We start from the raw sequence: 14,876 nt of genomic DNA, 5'->3' as shown, positions 1-14,876 counted from the left end.
GCAGACCCGGCCCGCTCCGAAATCAGGTCAGGCCTTGTAGTTCGGTAGCGTCTGCCCGAGCCTGCGGCCCATCTCGGCAGCCAATGCGGCGAGCCCGCTGGCCGGACGCACCATGACCTCGAAATCGACGATCTTGCCGTCCTCGTCGAATTCGACCATGTCGATTCCCTTGAGGCTCTTGTCTCCGATGTTCGCACTGAATTCGAGAACGACCTGCCGACCGTTGGCTCCGGCGAACTGACGGTGGTACTCGAAATTCTCGAACACCTGGATCACCGTATTGAGAATGAGCACAACGGCATCCGCGGACTGGTACGGCTTGAATCCGGTGGGCGATCGGAACTGCGCGTCGGGCGCGACAATGGTCGGCAGTGCCGACAGGTCACCGGTTTCGATCATGGTGTGCCACAACTGCAGTGCAGCTTCGACTTTCGGTTCGAGCGTCAATTCCGTGCTCATGCTTCTACCCTTTCCTCGATGTTACCTGCCGCTTGATTTACCGGCACTTGACTTGCGACGGCCCACGCACTCAACACAGTTCGCACCCCGGTCACGAGTTGCAACGGCTGATCGATCATGACGTGATGGCCGGCTTCGGGAATCTCCGCCACGATGGCCTCCGGTCCGAACAGTCCGCGCATGTGCTCCATGAGTCGATCGGACACGATACCGTTCTCAGCTCGGAAATAGGCTACGCGGCAACGCGGTTCACTGTCGAGAACATCTTCGGCGCCAACTCGGAGAAAGAAGTTCGGATCGAATTTCCATGACCAACCGCCATCGACTTCCTCCATGGACGTGGCTGCCACATGGTCACGCACCGCAGGCAGTCCCGAATCCTGGGGCGGAACGAAGCGGAATCGACCCATCGCGTCTTCCCTGGTGGGATAAACTTTCTTGGGGCCGAACGCATTCTGGCGTCGAGCTGCCTCCTCTTCGGGCGTCCGCGCCTTGAGTGGCGAATCGATGATGACAACGCCGTCCAACAGTTCGCCGTGCAGATGCGAGGCCACGAAGGAAACAATCCCACCCATACTGTGCCCCACCAGAATCGGCTTGCCGTCGATTCCCCCGGCCTCGGCCGCCGCCAGCACCTCGCGAGCCCACTGGGATATCGCGTAGGCGTCGCGAGTGTCACTGTCTCCGTGGCCCGTCAAGTCGAGAGCGACGACGCGGCGCCCCTCGGCGAACTGCGGCGCGATGTGATCCCACCAGCGACTGTGGGCTGCGCCGCCGTGGATCAGCACAATTCCCGGCCCCGCCGACCCCCAAGCCCGAAAGTGCACCGAAGCGCCCTCGACCTCCACCGACCCCGTCTCGACCGGCGCTTCCAGCGCCCGAGTGAACCAACCAGGCGCGTCTTCGACGACATTGCTCATCGATCGAACATACATAGTCGTCAATCGGTTCATCCAACTCTTCCCAGTTCGTGATCCATCACCTATATTGAATCCGGCCTCAAGTTCAATTCGTTTCGCCGAAGGGGAGAGATGACCAACCGCCAAGTACGCCTCGCCGCCCGCCCGACAGGACTTCCCGACGCTTCCACCTGGGAATATGTCGACGCCGAGATCCCGTCCGCCGGGCCGGGTGAGTTTGTCGTCAAGGTCGAATACCTCTCCCTCGACCCCGCGATGCGCGGTTGGCTCAACGACGTCAAGTCGTACGTTCCGCCGGTCAAGCTCGGTTCCGTCATGCGCGCCCACGGCGTCGGACGCATCACCGAATCCCAACACCCCGATTACCAGGTCGGGGACATCGTGGCGGGATCGTTCGGCGCTTCCGAGTACGGAGTGTCCGACGGAACAGACGTGACCCGGGTCGACGAATCGATCGCTCCCCTACCGACCTGGCTCGGAGCTCTCGGATTCCCCGGCGTCACCGCATATTTCGGACTGCTCGACGTCGGAAAGCTGAAAGACGGTGACACCGTCGTCGTATCCGGTGCCGCGGGCGCGGTCGGCAGCCTGGTCGGTCAGATCGCAAAGCTCCACGGATGCAAGGTCATCGGCATCGCCGGCGGTCCGGAGAAGTGCGCGTGGCTCACCGAGGACCTCGGCTTCGATGTCGCCATCGACTACAAGAACGAATCCGTCTACAAGGCGCTCAAGTCCAACGCTCCCGACGGTATCGACGTGTACTTCGACAACGTCGGCGGAGAAATTCTCGACGCTGCTCTCTCCCGTTTGCGCCTGGGCGCTCGGGTGGTCATCTGCGGCGCCATCGCGGGTTACAACGCCACCGAGCCTCAGCCAGGCCCCGCGCACTACCTGTCACTTCTCGTCAATCGGGCCACGATGGCCGGCTTCGTGGTCTTCGACTACCTCGATCGCTACGCAGAAGCGCAGGAGCAGATCGGAAAGTGGATCAAGAGTGGCGAATTGACTGCCCGCGAGCACGTCGTCGACGGGGGTATCGACGCGTTCGGCGACAGCCTCAACCTTCTCTTCGCCGGTGCGAACACCGGAAAGCTGGTCCTGAAGGTCAGCTGAGTCACCCACACACGCAGATCGGCCACCGGTATTCCGGTGGCCGATTCGCTTGGGTCAACTGACTCCCGACGGAGTAGGAACGCTGTCCTCCCCCAACCGCGGCGGGGCCGACCGATAGGTTGCCGGCGTGCCGCTCATCCGAATCGGATTGGCTACCTGCCGGGTCGGTGCATCGCGACGCGGGTCGTCGATGGACACCACCGGATCGAGATTCAGTCGCTCCGCCAGAGCTATCGCGTCGGCGATGTCGTTGAGAGGTCCACACGGGACACCTCGCTCGGTCAGCGCCTCGAACCACGAGTCTGCAGTGCCCTTGGCCAACGCAGCAGTGACGGCATCGAACAACTCTTCTCGATGCGCGACCCGATCCCGGTTCGAGATGAACCGCACATCCGCGGCAAGTTCGGGAACTCCGAGAACCTCTGTCAACGAACCGAATTGCCGGTCATTGCCGACAGCGAGGACCAGTGGACGGTCCGCGGTGTCGAATACCTCATATGGTGCGATGCTCGGATGTCGATTGCCCATCGCCTGAGGCACCACGCCCGCGGCAACGTAGCCGGACGACTGGTTGGCGAGCGCGGACAGCAACGAGGACAACAGATTGACCTCGACGTGCTGTCCTTCGCCCGTTCGATCGCGATGGCGCAGCGCTGCAAGGATTCCCACGCTGGCGTGTAGGCCCGTGATGACGTCGACCACCGCGACGCCGACCTTGGTGGGAGTCTTGGAATCGGGGCCGGTGATACTCATCAATCCGCCCACCGCCTGGATCAACAGGTCGTATCCCGGCAAAGAGTTGTTGCCACCGAAGCCACTGATCGAGCAGTAGACCGCACGCGGATTCATTTCTCGCACAGAGTCGTAGCCCAATCCCAGCCGGTCCATCGTTCCCGGCAGGAAGTTCTGAACCACTACATCCGCGCCGCGAACCAACTCACGCGCACTCTCCAGATCCTCCTGCTCGCGCAGATCCAGAGTGACCGACTTCTTGTTGCGGTTCACCGACAGGAAGTAACTCGACTCGTCCCCGACCCATGGCGGACCCCAACTACGAGTGTCGTCGCCGACACCCGGACGTTCGATCTTGACTACCTCCGCGCCGAGGTCGGCGAGAATCATCGTGGCGTACGGGCTGGCGAGGACGCGACCGAAATCAGCGATCACCAGCCCGTCGAGTGCTCCGACAGCGTCGACCGTCACCGGAACGCTTCTTCACCGGTGAGAGCGCGACCGATCACGAGCTGGTGAACCTCGGAGGTGCCCTCGTAGGTGAGAACGGATTCGAGGTTGTTGGCGTGCCGAATCACGGGGTACTCGAGCGTGATGCCGTTGGCGCCCAAAATGGTGCGGCATTCACGGGCGATCTTGATGGCCTCGCGGACATTGTTGAGCTTGCCGGTGCTGACCTGCTCGGGGCGAACCGTCCCGGCGTCCTTGAGGCGTCCGAGGTGGATGGCAAGCAACTGCCCCTTGCCCAATTCGACTGCCATGTCGGCGATCTTGGCCTGGGTGATCTGGTACGCGGCGAGCGACTTGTCGAAGACCTTGCGATCACGCGCGTAGGAAATCGCGGTCTCGAGGCAGTCACGTGCGGCACCCATCGCGCCGAAGATGATGCCGAAGCGTGCCTCGTTGAGGCAGCCGAGGGGCCCGGAAAGTCCGCGTGCCTTGGGCAGCATCGCCGAGGCAGGAAGACGCACGTCCTCGAGCACCAGTTCCGAGGTGACCGACGCGCGCAGCGACATCTTGTTCTTGATCTCGGGGGCGGAGAATCCCGGAGTGTCGGTGGGAACGACAAATCCGCGCACGCCGTCGTCTGTTCGCGCCCAGACCACGGCGACGTCCGCGATGGAGCCGTTGGTGATCCACATCTTGGTGCCGTTGAGGATCCAGTCGTCGCCGTCGCGCTTGGCGTTGGTTCGCATACCGCCGGGGTTGGATCCGAAATCAGGTTCCGTGAGACCGAAGCAGCCGATGGCTTCACCCGCCGCCATCCGGGGGAGCCATTCTTCCTTCTGCTCTTCACTTCCGTTGTGGTGGATCGCGAACATGGCCAGTGAGCCCTGGACCGAGACGAGGCTGCGAATGCCCGAATCGACAGCTTCGAGTTCCTGGCAGGCCAACCCGTACGCCGTGGCGCTCATTCCGGCACAGCCGTAGCCCTCGAGGTGCATGCCCAGAACGCCGAGCGCGCCCAGTTCCTTGGCCAGTTCACGCGCCGGCAGTGCTGCCGCTTCGAACCATTCGCCTATGTGCGGGCGGATGCGATCGTCGACCATCTTGCGGACCGTGTCGCGGATCGCGATCTCCTCGGCGTCCAGCAGGGTGTCGATGGCAAAAAGCTCGGACAGGGACTGCGGCGTGGTCACGGGGCCTCCAGTGTTCTCGGGCGCAATCCTTTGCGAGAACGATTGCGCAATCGTTTGCATCGCTTAGAGTAGAGCCCGGTTGCACACCCGTCAATCCCCGGACAGCCAACCGACTCAGAACCGTCTCAGAACCGACGCACACCAGGAGCCCCGACGCAGATGACGCCCGATCCGTCGAACCGCAGCAACGGCCGTCCGCCAACGCTGCGCGAAATCGCCGACCAGGCCGGGGTCCACATCTCGACGGCGTCGCGGGTCCTCCGTCAGCCCGAGCCCGCCGACGGTTGGTCCGACTCCGCACTCCGAGTTCGTCAGGTTGCCGAGGAACTCGGTTACCAACCGAACCTGTGGGCGGCCAGCCTGCGTACCCGCAAGACCACCACCATCGGCGTCGTGATGCCGAGGCTGACGGACGTAGTGGTGGCCACGATGTTCCAAGGCATCGAGGAAGCCGCCACCGCAGCCGGGTACTCCGTCCTGCTCTCCAGCCCACCCGACGATCTAGACGCGCAGCGCAAAGCGGTCGAGTTCCTGGTCAGCCGACAGGTCGACGGTCTCATGCTGAGCAGCATCCACCTGCCGGGTACCGATTTCGTCGACTCGCTCCCCCTGCGCGCATTGCCGATCCTGCTGCTGAACCGGCACACCGACTCGGCGACGTCGTCTCCGAACCGAGGTCTTCCCTTTGTCAGCGGCGACGACCGCCTCGGCGGCTACCTCGCGGGGAAGCATCTACTGGACTGCGGCTATCGCGATCTCGGAGTGATCGCGGGGCCGGATCACGCCAGCACGTCGCGGGAACGCGTCGCGGGTTTCCGCGATGCCCTGACCGAAGCCGGTCTGGAACTGCCGCCGAACCGAATAGTGGCGTCCGAGTTCGAAGTTCAAGGGGGTGTCGATGCGGCGGCGACATTGCTCGGTGGAGATTCACGCCCCGACGCCGTCTTCACGGTGAGCGACACCATCGCGATCGGCGTACTCGGTGTGGCCCGTGATCTCGGGTTGAGCATTCCCGACGATCTTGCGCTGGTCGGCTACAACGACATTCCGGTTGTCTCGCAACTCCCGGTGCCCCTGACAACGGTGAGGTCCCCCGCCCGAAAGATCGGCGCGACCGGGCTCGAGCACCTACTCGCACTGATCTCCGGCAAGAACGTCGAATCCGTGAAACTTCCCGTCGAACTGATCGTGCGAGCCTCCACCAGAAAGCCTGCCAGTCGCAAACTCTGAGCAGCTACCAAACCTGAGATTCGTCGATGCCCAACTGTCGCGCGTAACCGGAGTTGAGTGCGTCCCAACCGTACTCGCGCGCCCGTTCGCCCACGATCGGTCCGAAGGGCTCGCCTGCCAGAAGGGCATCGAGTACGTCGAAGCACAAATGCCACCCGGCAGCGAGTGCCGACGCCATCCCCTCGGCGCGCGACCTCTGCGTCAGTACGACGCGGGTGCCGCCCTCGACCGAGGTCAGGTCCCACACCAATTCGTCCGGGCCCCACTCGTGTTCGAGCCGCCGAGTGGTCTCCACAACGTGAACGGTGACCGGCAGCGACATTTCGGGGGCTCCGTCCTCGGTGAGCATGGTGATCACGGCGTCACCGGTACGGCTCAGATTCCGATCGGCGGTGTACGGCGTCCATTGCGCCAACATCTCCGGGTCGGTGATCGCCTCCCACACCTTCTCGACGGGATACGGCAGCACCCGAGGGAAGCTGACGACTGTGTCGTCCCCGTCGACGCTCACCGTGACGTCGGACAGGGCACTGGGCTGATACGGCTGGGCACTCATGATTCGATCTCACCAGGAACCACCGACACGGGCAACTGCCCGCTCGGCGTTCAGAACACAAACAAAGCCGATGCGGCCGCGACTGTCGCCTCCACCACCGGAAACTTCACCACGGACAAGTCGTGTCGCGCTCCTTCGAACTCCACCAGACGTGTCGCGGCGGGAACCAGGTCGAGTGCTGCCTGTATCTCCTCCGTCGTCGCGAACTCGTCCTTCGATCCGTGGACGACAACGGTCGGTGTGTTCAGGTCGGGCAGGTGTTCGGTTCTGAGCTTCTCGGGCTTCTTCGGTGGATGCAGTGGATAGGACAGCAGGACCAGGCCGTCGACAAGTCCCGGGTTCTCCGCTGCCAGCATCGACGCCTGCCGACCGCCGTACGAATGTCCGCCGAGCAGAACGGGTCCGGGCACCGAGTAGTCCGAGCGAACAGCGGCAATCACCTCGGCAATGCCCGCACGATCCTCCGCAGCACGCGACGGATGCGGCGGCCCCGAAGCTCGACGCACCCGAAACGCGAGATCGAAGCGCAGAACTTGCACTCCTGCTGCAGCAAAGCCGTCGGCGACAGCACGCAACAGCACAGTGTCGCAATTACTTCCGGCGCCGTGGGTCAATGCCAGGGTTGCGACGGGCACTGACTCGGGGCGGTGCAGGAAACCGTGCACCGCGCCTTCGTCGACCGTTTCGACAGTACTCATGGACGCATCCTTGTCCGGCCCGCTCGGGCCTGTTCGACTGCGGCAGCCAAGCTGCCTTCGTAGACCGGCCCGTGTCCGGGAAACAGCGCGCCGGCGGGCGCAGCGGCAATATTGTCCAACGCCTGGTCCGTCGCTCCACGGTCATGGTTGAAGGGGCACACCAGAAATTGTGGTCCGGCGACGCTCGACGTCGCATGTCCGGTCACCAGAGCGTCACCCGACGCGATGACTCCTGCCTCGGGGACAAGGTAAGCGCTGTGGCCGTCGGTATGCCCGTGGGTAGGAATCGGCACGATCCGACCGGGAACGTCCAGCGCACCACCTGACGCAAAGGCCTGTGCTCGAGGCAGTTCCGCGCCTTTCAACGCGCCCGCTCCGATCACGTCACGTAGCCACTTCGGAGCGCCTCGCCGCCACAACAGCAACGGAACTTTGGCCGGCGACAACTGCTGCAGGTACTCCCGCTTCGCGTGGGGCACTTCCAACGGATCCATCAGGACCGGAACCTCGAGCCGAGTCACGATGTCCGCGATTCCACCGATGTGGTCGACATGCGCGTGAGTGACGAGGATTGCCCGAACATCCCCGAGCTGGTGACCGATCTGCTCGATCGAGCGTTCGACGTCGGCGCCGTTAGCCGGGTATCCGCCGTCGATCAACGTCAGATCGGCCCCCTCTTCGACCAGGACCCAATTGGCGTGACCGCACCGAACCAGATGTGTGTTCTCGATCTGCGTGATCGACAGTGCCGCAGTAGTCATGCTTGGTAGTCTGCGCCACGTGTCGGAATCCGTGAAGCAGGCCAGCCGCCGCAGCATTCGAGATCGCGCCGAAGCGTCCTTGGTAGCAGCCGCATTCGCGCTGCCCAGCGCGGTGAAACGTCGAATCACCGGGCCACCCGTCGTCATCGAGGGCAACACGCTCGACGCCGACGCACACCTGCTGCTCACGCTCGCGAAGACGCGGCCACTCCCCTCACATTCCACCGATCCCCAGTCACTCGCCGCTGCTCGCGCCAATCTCACCCGAACCGCGATCATGATGGGCGGCAGACCCGCGCAGGTCCGCACCGAAGAGATCTCCGTTTCGGGTGCCGACGGCCCGCTCCGCGCCCGGCTCTACGTTCCGACTGCCGACACCGGCGCTCTGCTCGTCTACTTCCACGGCGGCGGCTGGGTACAGGGCGGCATCGAATCCCACGACGCTCCGTGTCGCCTGTTGGCCGAGACCTCCGGCGCACGGGTCATCTCGGTCGACTACCGGCTTTCACCCGAATTCGCTTTCCCCACACCGGTAGACGACGCCTATGCCGCGTACCAGGATATCGTCGACCACGCCGAAGAGTTCGGGGCAGACCCGACACGCATCGCTGTCGGTGGAGACAGTGCGGGCGGGCACCTGTCCGCGACGGTGGCGTTGCGTGCCCGCGACGACGGCAAGACCCCACCGGCAGCACAGCTGTTGATCTACCCCGCTACCGACTTTCACGAGAAGGCTCCCTCGAGAACGACGTTCGGTGAAGGCTTCTTCCTGACCGAGGCCAATATGAACTTCTACGAGTCCAGCTTCCTCGGCAAGGATGCCGATCGACTCGACCCGTTGGTATCGCCGCTACGCGCCCCCGACGTGGCCGGACTGCCACCAGCCATCGTGATCACGGCGGGATTCGATCCACTCCGAGACGAAGGCGAAGCGTACGCAGCACGATTGCGAGACAACGGTGTTCACGTCACGGATCGACGCTATCCCGGCTTCATCCACGGCTTCGTCAACGTTCTGGGGCCCAGTGCCGGATCCCGTGCAGCGGTCGCCGAGATCGGCGGCATGCTCCGCGCACTCCTCAGCCGCCCGACAGAATCTCCCGCACCGTATCCACCAGCGGATCGACGGGAAGCTCTGGGCTGATTGCGCGCTGTAGCCCCAAACCGATTCCGACGCTGAGCATTCGCAGCGCGGCTGCGTCCGGATCCAGCGTCGGCGTCACCCCGTTGGATTCCGTGAGGTGTTGGACCAATCCGGCGATCAGTCCCCGCACCTGGTCTGCACCCGCCGCGATCTTCTCCCGAATGTCCTCGCTGTGCCGCGATCTCACCGAGAACTCGACCTCGAGCAGCGTCCACCTCTGGTCCCCGATTGTTCGCTCGGCCCACCGCGCGAATTCAGCCACCGCATCGTCGAGGGTCGATTTCGCCCCGAGTTGCGCAGTGATCTCACCGACCTTGGTCAGCCTGATCCGGCCGAGAACTTCGGCACACAATTCATCCTTGTTCTTGAAATTCGAGTACACCGCCCCCTTGGAGTACCCGGCGTCCTCGGCGATCTGATCGAGAGAGGCCGCGGCGTATCCGCGATCGAGAAAGTGCTCGACGGCCGTCGCCAACAGGGTCTCGCGGGTCAACGCCTGCGTTTCCTGCCTGGTCAATCGCGCCATCGGAACCTCCCAGTGGTCCTCGGTATCGAGATTCCCACGGTAGCCGAATACCGCGAACGGTCGTCGAGTGGAGTACTGAAACCAATTTTTGGGGTACCAACGTTATTCGGATACTGATAGTCTCCGAAACATGACTTCAGATGTGACCGGTACCACCGTGCGCCAAAACAGCGCACCGAGACGCGGCTTGGCCATCGGCTGCGGCGGCACTCTCGGTTTTGCCTGGACTGTTGCCGCGCTCGCCTCGGTCCGGGATGCACTCGACTGGGATCCACGGGAAGCCACAGCCATCATCGGGACGTCCGCCGGCGCCGAGTTCGTGACGATGCTCGGCAGCGGAGTCGGTGTCGACGAGTTGGTTGCCATGCAACTCGGCAACGCCGCCGCACGCCCCGAGCTCCTCACCCACATCGCGTCGGCGCCCGGAAAGCTCCCGCCACTTCCGAGACTGGGCGTCGGCAATCCACGACTCCTCACGCGTCGAGACCTTCCGGTTCTGAGCCGGATGAGCGGCATTGCACCGGTTGGTGGCGGCGACCCGTCCTGGCTCACTACGCTCGCCGAATCACTTGCTCCGGGCGATTCGTGGCTCCCACATCCGAACGCTTACATGGTATCCATGGACTACAGAACGGGGCGACGGGTCGCATTCGGGGCACAGGGGGCTCCGAAAGTGACCGTCGGTGAAGCACTCCGAGCGTCATGGGCGATTCCCGGCTGGTTTCCACCCGTCACGATCGACGGCGTCAGGTACATCGACGGCGGCGCCGCATCCACGGCTTCGGTAGACCTTCTGCTCCCCCTCCAACTGGACGAGCTGGTTGTACTGGCGCCCATGGCTTCTCGAACCCTGAGGCCGGCGCGCGGAGCCGCCCGTATCGAACGCGGTGCCCTGCGCAATGCCATGTCCAAGGGGCTCGATCAGGAGATCGAACTGGTCCGCTCCGCGGGTACCAGAGTCATACGAATCGATGCCACCGACGACGACCTTGCCGTGATGGGCGCCAACTTCATGGACGGCCGCCGACGGCTCGCCACCTTCGAATCATCGCTGCGTACAACACGTGCGAGCGTCAAGCGCGAACTCGATGTGCACCCGTTCCAGCCCACTCGTTCCCACCAGTGAAAGCGCAGACTCAGTGAACAACGAATCTGACCACTTCGAGGTCGTGATCATCGGCGGTGGAATTTCCGGAATCGGCGCGGCTATCCACCTGCAGCGTCTCGGAATCGACAACTTCGCACTCCTCGAGAAGGCCGACTCCCTCGGTGGAACCTGGCGCGCCAACACCTATCCCGGGTGCGCCTGCGACGTTCCATCCGGTCTGTACTCGTACTCCTTTGCCGCCAATCCGGATTGGACGCGCTTGTTCGCGGAGCAACCGGAGATCCGCGAATACATCGAGAACACGGCGGGCACGCACGGAGTCGACAAACACGTTCGCTTCGGGGTCGAAATGCTCTCCGCGCGATGGGATGCGTCGCAATCACTGTGGAAGATAACAACTTCCAGCGGCGAACTGACTGCTCGCTTCGTGATAGCCGCTGCCGGCCCATGGAACGAACCCCTGACACCGGCGATCCCCGGACTGGAAGCGTTCGAGGGAGAGGTGTTTCATTCCTCGCAGTGGAATCACGACTACGACCTGACCGGAAAACGCGTCGCCGTCGTAGGAACCGGAGCGTCGGCAGTCCAGTTCGTTCCGCGCATCGTCTCCCAGGTCTCCGCCCTTCACCTCTACCAGCGAACCGCTCAATGGGTTCTCCCCAAACCCGATCACTACGTACCGCGGATCGAAAGGTCCGTCATGCGATTCGTGCCGGGAGCACAGAAAGCCTTGCGCAGCATCGAATACGGAATCATGGAAGCGCTCGGATTGGGATTCCGTAATCCATGGATCCTGCGAATCGTGCAGAAACTCGGGTCAGCCCAATTGCGCCTACAGGTACGCGATCCGAAGCTGCGCAAGGCATTGACTCCCGACTACACCCTCGGTTGCAAGCGACTGCTCATGTCGAACTCGTACTATCCGGCCCTCGGCAAACCCAACGTCAGCGTCCATGCCAACGCCGTCGAGCAGATCCGCGGTAACACCGTGATCGGCGCCGACGGAGTGGAGGCGGAGGTGGACGCCATCATCTTCGGAACGGGCTTCCACATCCTCGACATGCCCATCGCATCCAAGGTATTCGACGGAGAAGGTCGATCACTCGACGATCATTGGCAGGGAAGCCCGCAGGCGTACTTCGGCTCCGCCGTCAGTGGATTCCCCAACGCATTCATCCTGCTGGGCCCGAGCCTCGGCACCGGGCACACATCGGCGTTCATGATCTTGGAAGCCCAACTGAACTATGTGGCGCAGGCAATCGGCCACGCCCGTCGTCACGGCTGGCAGACCATCGACGTGCGAGAGGAAGTTCAGGCAGCCTTCAATTCTCAGGTTCAGGAGGCATTGGGGACCACGGTCTACAACGCCGGTGGTTGCGAAAGCTATTTCTTCGACGTCAACGGCCGCAACAGTTTCAACTGGCCGTGGTCGTCCGGCGCCATGCGTCGACGGCTACGGGACTTCGATCCGTATGCCTACAACCACACGTCGAACCCTGAGTCAGACAACACGCCCCCGGAACCCACGCCATCTGAACCCACGCCATCCGAGCCCACCACCAGTCCGGAACCGGAGTACACCGCATGAGCCTCTTCGGCACCACCTACCCGCCGATCGATCTCGACGGAGCGGTCGTCGTCATCTCGGGCGGTGGCCGCGGAATCGGCCGGGCGACAGCCAAGTTGTTCGCTACTCGCGGTGCACTCGTATGCGTCGGCGATCTCGACGAGGAGACGGCCGTCGACACAGCGGAGTCCATCGGCCCACGTGCCCGCGGTTACCTGCTGGACGTCACCTCACGCGATTCCTGGGATGTGTTCGTCTCCAAGGTGATCGGCGAATTCGGCCACATCGACATTCTCGTCAACAACGCGGGAGTGATGCCGCTCGGCAGCTTCCTCGACGAGTCCGACGCCACCAGTCGAGTCACCCTCGACGTCAACGTCTGGGGGCCTATTCACGGGATGCGCGCCGTGTTGCCCGGCATGGTGGATCGACGACGCGGGCACGTCGTCAACATCGCATCGATGGCAGGCAAACTTCCGGTACCCGGGATGGCCGTGTACAACGCCAGCAAGTTCGGCGCAGTGGGTCTTTCGGCTTCTGCCCGTGTCGAATTCGCAGATTCCGGGGTCAGCGTCAGCGCGATCCTGCCCAGCGCGGTGCGGACCGGCCTCTCGTCAGGCGTGCCACTCGGAAAGGGAATGCCGACGGTTGAGCCCGAGGTAGTGGCCAAGGCCGTCGTCGACACGGTCGCGCATCGGCGAGCCGAAACTGCAGTTCCCCGTTACCTTGCGGGCTGGGATCTCGTCGACGCACTGGCCCCCGAATGGATCATCAACATCGGCCGCCGGGTGATCGACGATCGCCGCGCACTGACATCGGTAGATCCGAACGGGCGTGCGGACTACGAAAAGCGAGTGGCACGTCAGGCCGAAAACGGGGAGCACAATCCGAAGTGAACCGGGTAGTTTCGTGGCCATGTACATCCGCCGCGAAACTTCTTCCGACCGTGACGCCATCTATTCACTGCTCGGGGCGGCGTTTGCCGACCAGGCACCGCCCGGCGAGACTCCCTACGAGATCGAACTGACACGCCAACTCTTCGCCTCGGACGACTACTTACCGAAGTTGTCGCTGGTCGCCGTAGCCGGCGGTGAGATCGTCGGCTTCGTGATCGGGACACGCGGATGGGTAGGTCCCGTGGAGGCTGTTGGCCTCGGCCCGCTGGCTGTCACCCCGGGTAACCAGCGCAGCGGGGTTGGTTCGGCACTGATGCACGCGGTGGTCGGCGCGTGCGACGCCCTGGACGTGCCGCTGATCGCACTCTTGGGCAGCACCGAGTACTACCCGCGGTTCGGATTCGTCACCAGCACGGACGTCGGAGTGGAGTCTCCGGAAGCTGAGTGGGGCGCTCACTTTCAGATCAGAACGCTCACCACACATCGCGCTGATCAGACGGGGAAGTTTTCATACGCAGCGCCTTTCGGAATCGCGTGACCCGAAGCGCGATGTAAGAGTTCTTTGACATACGGCGTGCGTGAATCTACGCTCAACCCTGTCAAAGAACTCTTACATCCGGGAGGCTTCATGAGCACCACGGCACGGTGGAGCCTGGTTATCGGCATCGGCGTCGCAGTAACGCTGACCCTCGGCTTTTTCGCAGCACTGACCGCCGGCGACCAGAAGACGTTGACCTTCGTCGTCTTCGCAATCGTCATGGCGCCGGCTTGCATCGGATCGGTATGGGCCCTTTTCCCATCCGAAAAGAACAAGGCTCCCGCCTATCCCGAGGACACCGTCGAAACAGAATGGAGTCGCAAGGCCGGATTCGGCGCGTTCACAGACTTGATCACTGCCATGGGAATCGCGCTGATCGCGCACAATGTCTTCGGCGCTCCCGAACTGCCGCTCCTGATCTTCACTGCCCTCGGCCTGGTCGACTTCGGAATTCGGTACTGGGCGGTGTCGAGGGACCGCGCCCCCACGATCGAGATCTGATGCGCAACAACCTTCAAGAACTTCGTACGGCAGCCGGATTGTCACAGCAAGCGTGCGCCGACGCACTCGGAATCACGCGCCAAACCGTCATCTCGATCGAGAAGGGCCACTTCGACCCGCGTCTGTCGCTGGCGTTCCGAATCGCCGAGTACTTCGACAAACGCGTCGACGACATTTTCTCCAGCTGACGTCTTCTCCAGCTGACGCCGTCTCGGGCTGACAGAAGATCAGTCGAACAGGGTAGGCGACCCGTTTTCGTCTTTCCCGTCGTCGACCGCCGTCGTCTTCTTGCCCGAGCCCTTGCGGACGACGGTCAACGTCGTCGTTCGACGCGACAACCTGTGCCCGTCACTGTGTTCGAGCAACGCCATGCCCTGGCGAACTTCGACTACCGTCCACGGACCCGCATGGCCGGCTGCCTGCACGAGGTCACCGGACTCCACCTCAGTTGCCATGACCACTCCTTGTTCGTCGTGTCCTGCACGTT

Annotated in this window: 18 protein-coding genes; 9 read left to right on the top strand and 9 right to left on the bottom strand. The window is 63.1% G+C overall.

Annotated features, from left to right (window positions below):
- Window positions 1–27: 27 nt before the first annotated feature.
- Together QM596_RS05505 and QM596_RS05500 are read right to left on the bottom strand one after the other, a co-directional pair.
- Window positions 28–459 carry a nuclear transport factor 2 family protein gene (locus tag QM596_RS05505; RefSeq protein WP_019745114.1) on the bottom strand — a complete coding sequence of 144 codons (432 nt, stop codon included), beginning with the start codon at window positions 457–459 and terminating at the stop codon, window positions 28–30.
- Window positions 456–1,379: an alpha/beta fold hydrolase gene (locus tag QM596_RS05500; RefSeq protein ID WP_019745115.1), complete on the bottom strand. Its 924-nt coding sequence runs from the start codon at window positions 1,377–1,379 to the stop codon at window positions 456–458. The genes QM596_RS05505 and QM596_RS05500 overlap by 4 nt, the downstream gene beginning before the upstream one ends.
- Before the next feature lie 111 nt (window positions 1,380–1,490).
- Here QM596_RS05500 and QM596_RS05495 point away from each other — a divergent pair, with 111 nt between their 5' ends.
- On the top strand, window positions 1,491–2,492 hold the full coding sequence (locus QM596_RS05495) for an NADP-dependent oxidoreductase (protein WP_003939765.1): 1,002 nt from the start codon (window positions 1,491–1,493) through the stop codon (window positions 2,490–2,492).
- A gap of 54 nt (window positions 2,493–2,546) precedes the next feature.
- Here QM596_RS05495 and QM596_RS05490 read toward each other — a convergent pair whose 3' ends face one another.
- A complete protein-coding gene (locus QM596_RS05490) occupies window positions 2,547–3,695 on the bottom strand; it encodes a CaiB/BaiF CoA transferase family protein (protein ID WP_283308336.1) in 1,149 nt (382 codons plus the stop codon).
- Window positions 3,692–4,864, bottom strand: a complete 1,173-nt coding sequence (locus QM596_RS05485) for an acyl-CoA dehydrogenase family protein (RefSeq protein WP_046380332.1) — start codon at window positions 4,862–4,864, stop codon at window positions 3,692–3,694. The genes QM596_RS05490 and QM596_RS05485 overlap by 4 nt, the downstream gene beginning before the upstream one ends.
- Before the next feature lie 159 nt (window positions 4,865–5,023).
- Here QM596_RS05485 and QM596_RS05480 point away from each other — a divergent pair, with 159 nt between their 5' ends.
- Window positions 5,024–6,094: a LacI family DNA-binding transcriptional regulator gene (locus QM596_RS05480; protein ID WP_283308335.1), complete on the top strand. Its 1,071-nt coding sequence runs from the start codon at window positions 5,024–5,026 to the stop codon at window positions 6,092–6,094.
- Between the two features lie 4 nt (window positions 6,095–6,098).
- On the opposite strand, the gene QM596_RS05475 is transcribed toward QM596_RS05480, so the two are convergent.
- Genes QM596_RS05475 through QM596_RS05465 form a run of 3 tightly spaced genes read right to left on the bottom strand, consistent with a single transcriptional unit; the run spans window position 6,099 to window position 8,109 of the window.
- The gene (locus QM596_RS05475; RefSeq protein WP_020970638.1) at window positions 6,099–6,650 is read right to left on the bottom strand and encodes an SRPBCC family protein; all 552 of its coding nucleotides are present in this window, start codon (window positions 6,648–6,650) and stop codon (window positions 6,099–6,101) included.
- 50 nt (window positions 6,651–6,700) lie between these two features.
- Entirely contained in the window at window positions 6,701–7,348 is a 648-nt protein-coding gene (locus QM596_RS05470) for an alpha/beta hydrolase family protein (RefSeq protein ID WP_069145666.1), read from the bottom strand.
- The gene (locus tag QM596_RS05465; protein WP_069145665.1) at window positions 7,345–8,109 is read right to left on the bottom strand and encodes an MBL fold metallo-hydrolase; all 765 of its coding nucleotides are present in this window, start codon (window positions 8,107–8,109) and stop codon (window positions 7,345–7,347) included. Before QM596_RS05465 ends, QM596_RS05470 begins: the two co-directional genes overlap by 4 nt.
- Window positions 8,110–8,128: 19 nt before the next feature.
- Between QM596_RS05465 and QM596_RS05460 the strand changes: the two genes are divergently transcribed.
- Entirely contained in the window at window positions 8,129–9,253 is a 1,125-nt protein-coding gene (locus QM596_RS05460) for an alpha/beta hydrolase (RefSeq protein WP_283308333.1), read from the top strand.
- On the opposite strand, the gene QM596_RS05455 is transcribed toward QM596_RS05460, so the two are convergent.
- A complete protein-coding gene (locus tag QM596_RS05455; protein ID WP_283308332.1) occupies window positions 9,189–9,779 on the bottom strand; it encodes a TetR/AcrR family transcriptional regulator in 591 nt (196 codons plus the stop codon). The genes QM596_RS05460 and QM596_RS05455 overlap by 65 nt on opposite strands.
- A 130-nt stretch (window positions 9,780–9,909) precedes the next feature.
- Between QM596_RS05455 and QM596_RS05450 the strand changes: the two genes are divergently transcribed.
- The 6 genes from QM596_RS05450 to QM596_RS05425 all read left to right on the top strand — a co-directional run bounded on the left by QM596_RS05450 (window position 9,910) and on the right by QM596_RS05425 (window position 14,577).
- Window positions 9,910–10,905 (top strand): patatin-like phospholipase family protein, encoded by a 996-nt coding sequence (locus QM596_RS05450; protein ID WP_019745125.1) that lies wholly within the window; start codon window positions 9,910–9,912, stop codon window positions 10,903–10,905.
- A 13-nt stretch (window positions 10,906–10,918) separates the two neighbouring features.
- Window positions 10,919–12,475 carry a flavin-containing monooxygenase gene (locus QM596_RS05445; RefSeq protein ID WP_283308330.1) on the top strand — a complete coding sequence of 519 codons (1,557 nt, stop codon included), beginning with the start codon at window positions 10,919–10,921 and terminating at the stop codon, window positions 12,473–12,475.
- Entirely contained in the window at window positions 12,472–13,350 is an 879-nt protein-coding gene (locus QM596_RS05440; protein WP_019745127.1) for an SDR family oxidoreductase, read from the top strand. Before QM596_RS05445 ends, QM596_RS05440 begins: the two co-directional genes overlap by 4 nt.
- 19 nt (window positions 13,351–13,369) lie before the next feature.
- Complete coding sequence (locus tag QM596_RS05435; protein WP_020908958.1) at window positions 13,370–13,888, top strand: GNAT family N-acetyltransferase; 519 nt, start codon at window positions 13,370–13,372, stop codon at window positions 13,886–13,888.
- A 90-nt stretch (window positions 13,889–13,978) separates the two neighbouring features.
- The gene (locus tag QM596_RS05430) at window positions 13,979–14,389 is read left to right on the top strand and encodes a hypothetical protein (protein WP_020970646.1); all 411 of its coding nucleotides are present in this window, start codon (window positions 13,979–13,981) and stop codon (window positions 14,387–14,389) included.
- The gene (locus tag QM596_RS05425) at window positions 14,389–14,577 is read left to right on the top strand and encodes a helix-turn-helix transcriptional regulator (protein WP_003940277.1); all 189 of its coding nucleotides are present in this window, start codon (window positions 14,389–14,391) and stop codon (window positions 14,575–14,577) included. The genes QM596_RS05430 and QM596_RS05425 overlap by 1 nt, the downstream gene beginning before the upstream one ends.
- A gap of 39 nt (window positions 14,578–14,616) precedes the next feature.
- On the opposite strand, the gene QM596_RS05420 is transcribed toward QM596_RS05425, so the two are convergent.
- The gene (locus QM596_RS05420) at window positions 14,617–14,844 is read right to left on the bottom strand and encodes a hypothetical protein (protein ID WP_021345436.1); all 228 of its coding nucleotides are present in this window, start codon (window positions 14,842–14,844) and stop codon (window positions 14,617–14,619) included.
- Window positions 14,845–14,876 lie beyond the last annotated feature (32 nt).

The organism is Rhodococcus sp. IEGM 1406 (assembly GCF_030056745.1).
Lineage (GTDB): Bacteria > Actinomycetota > Actinomycetes > Mycobacteriales > Mycobacteriaceae > Rhodococcus_F > Rhodococcus_F erythropolis.
Note: the sequence above shows the minus strand (reverse complement) of the source record. Positions and strands in the feature narration are given on the sequence as shown.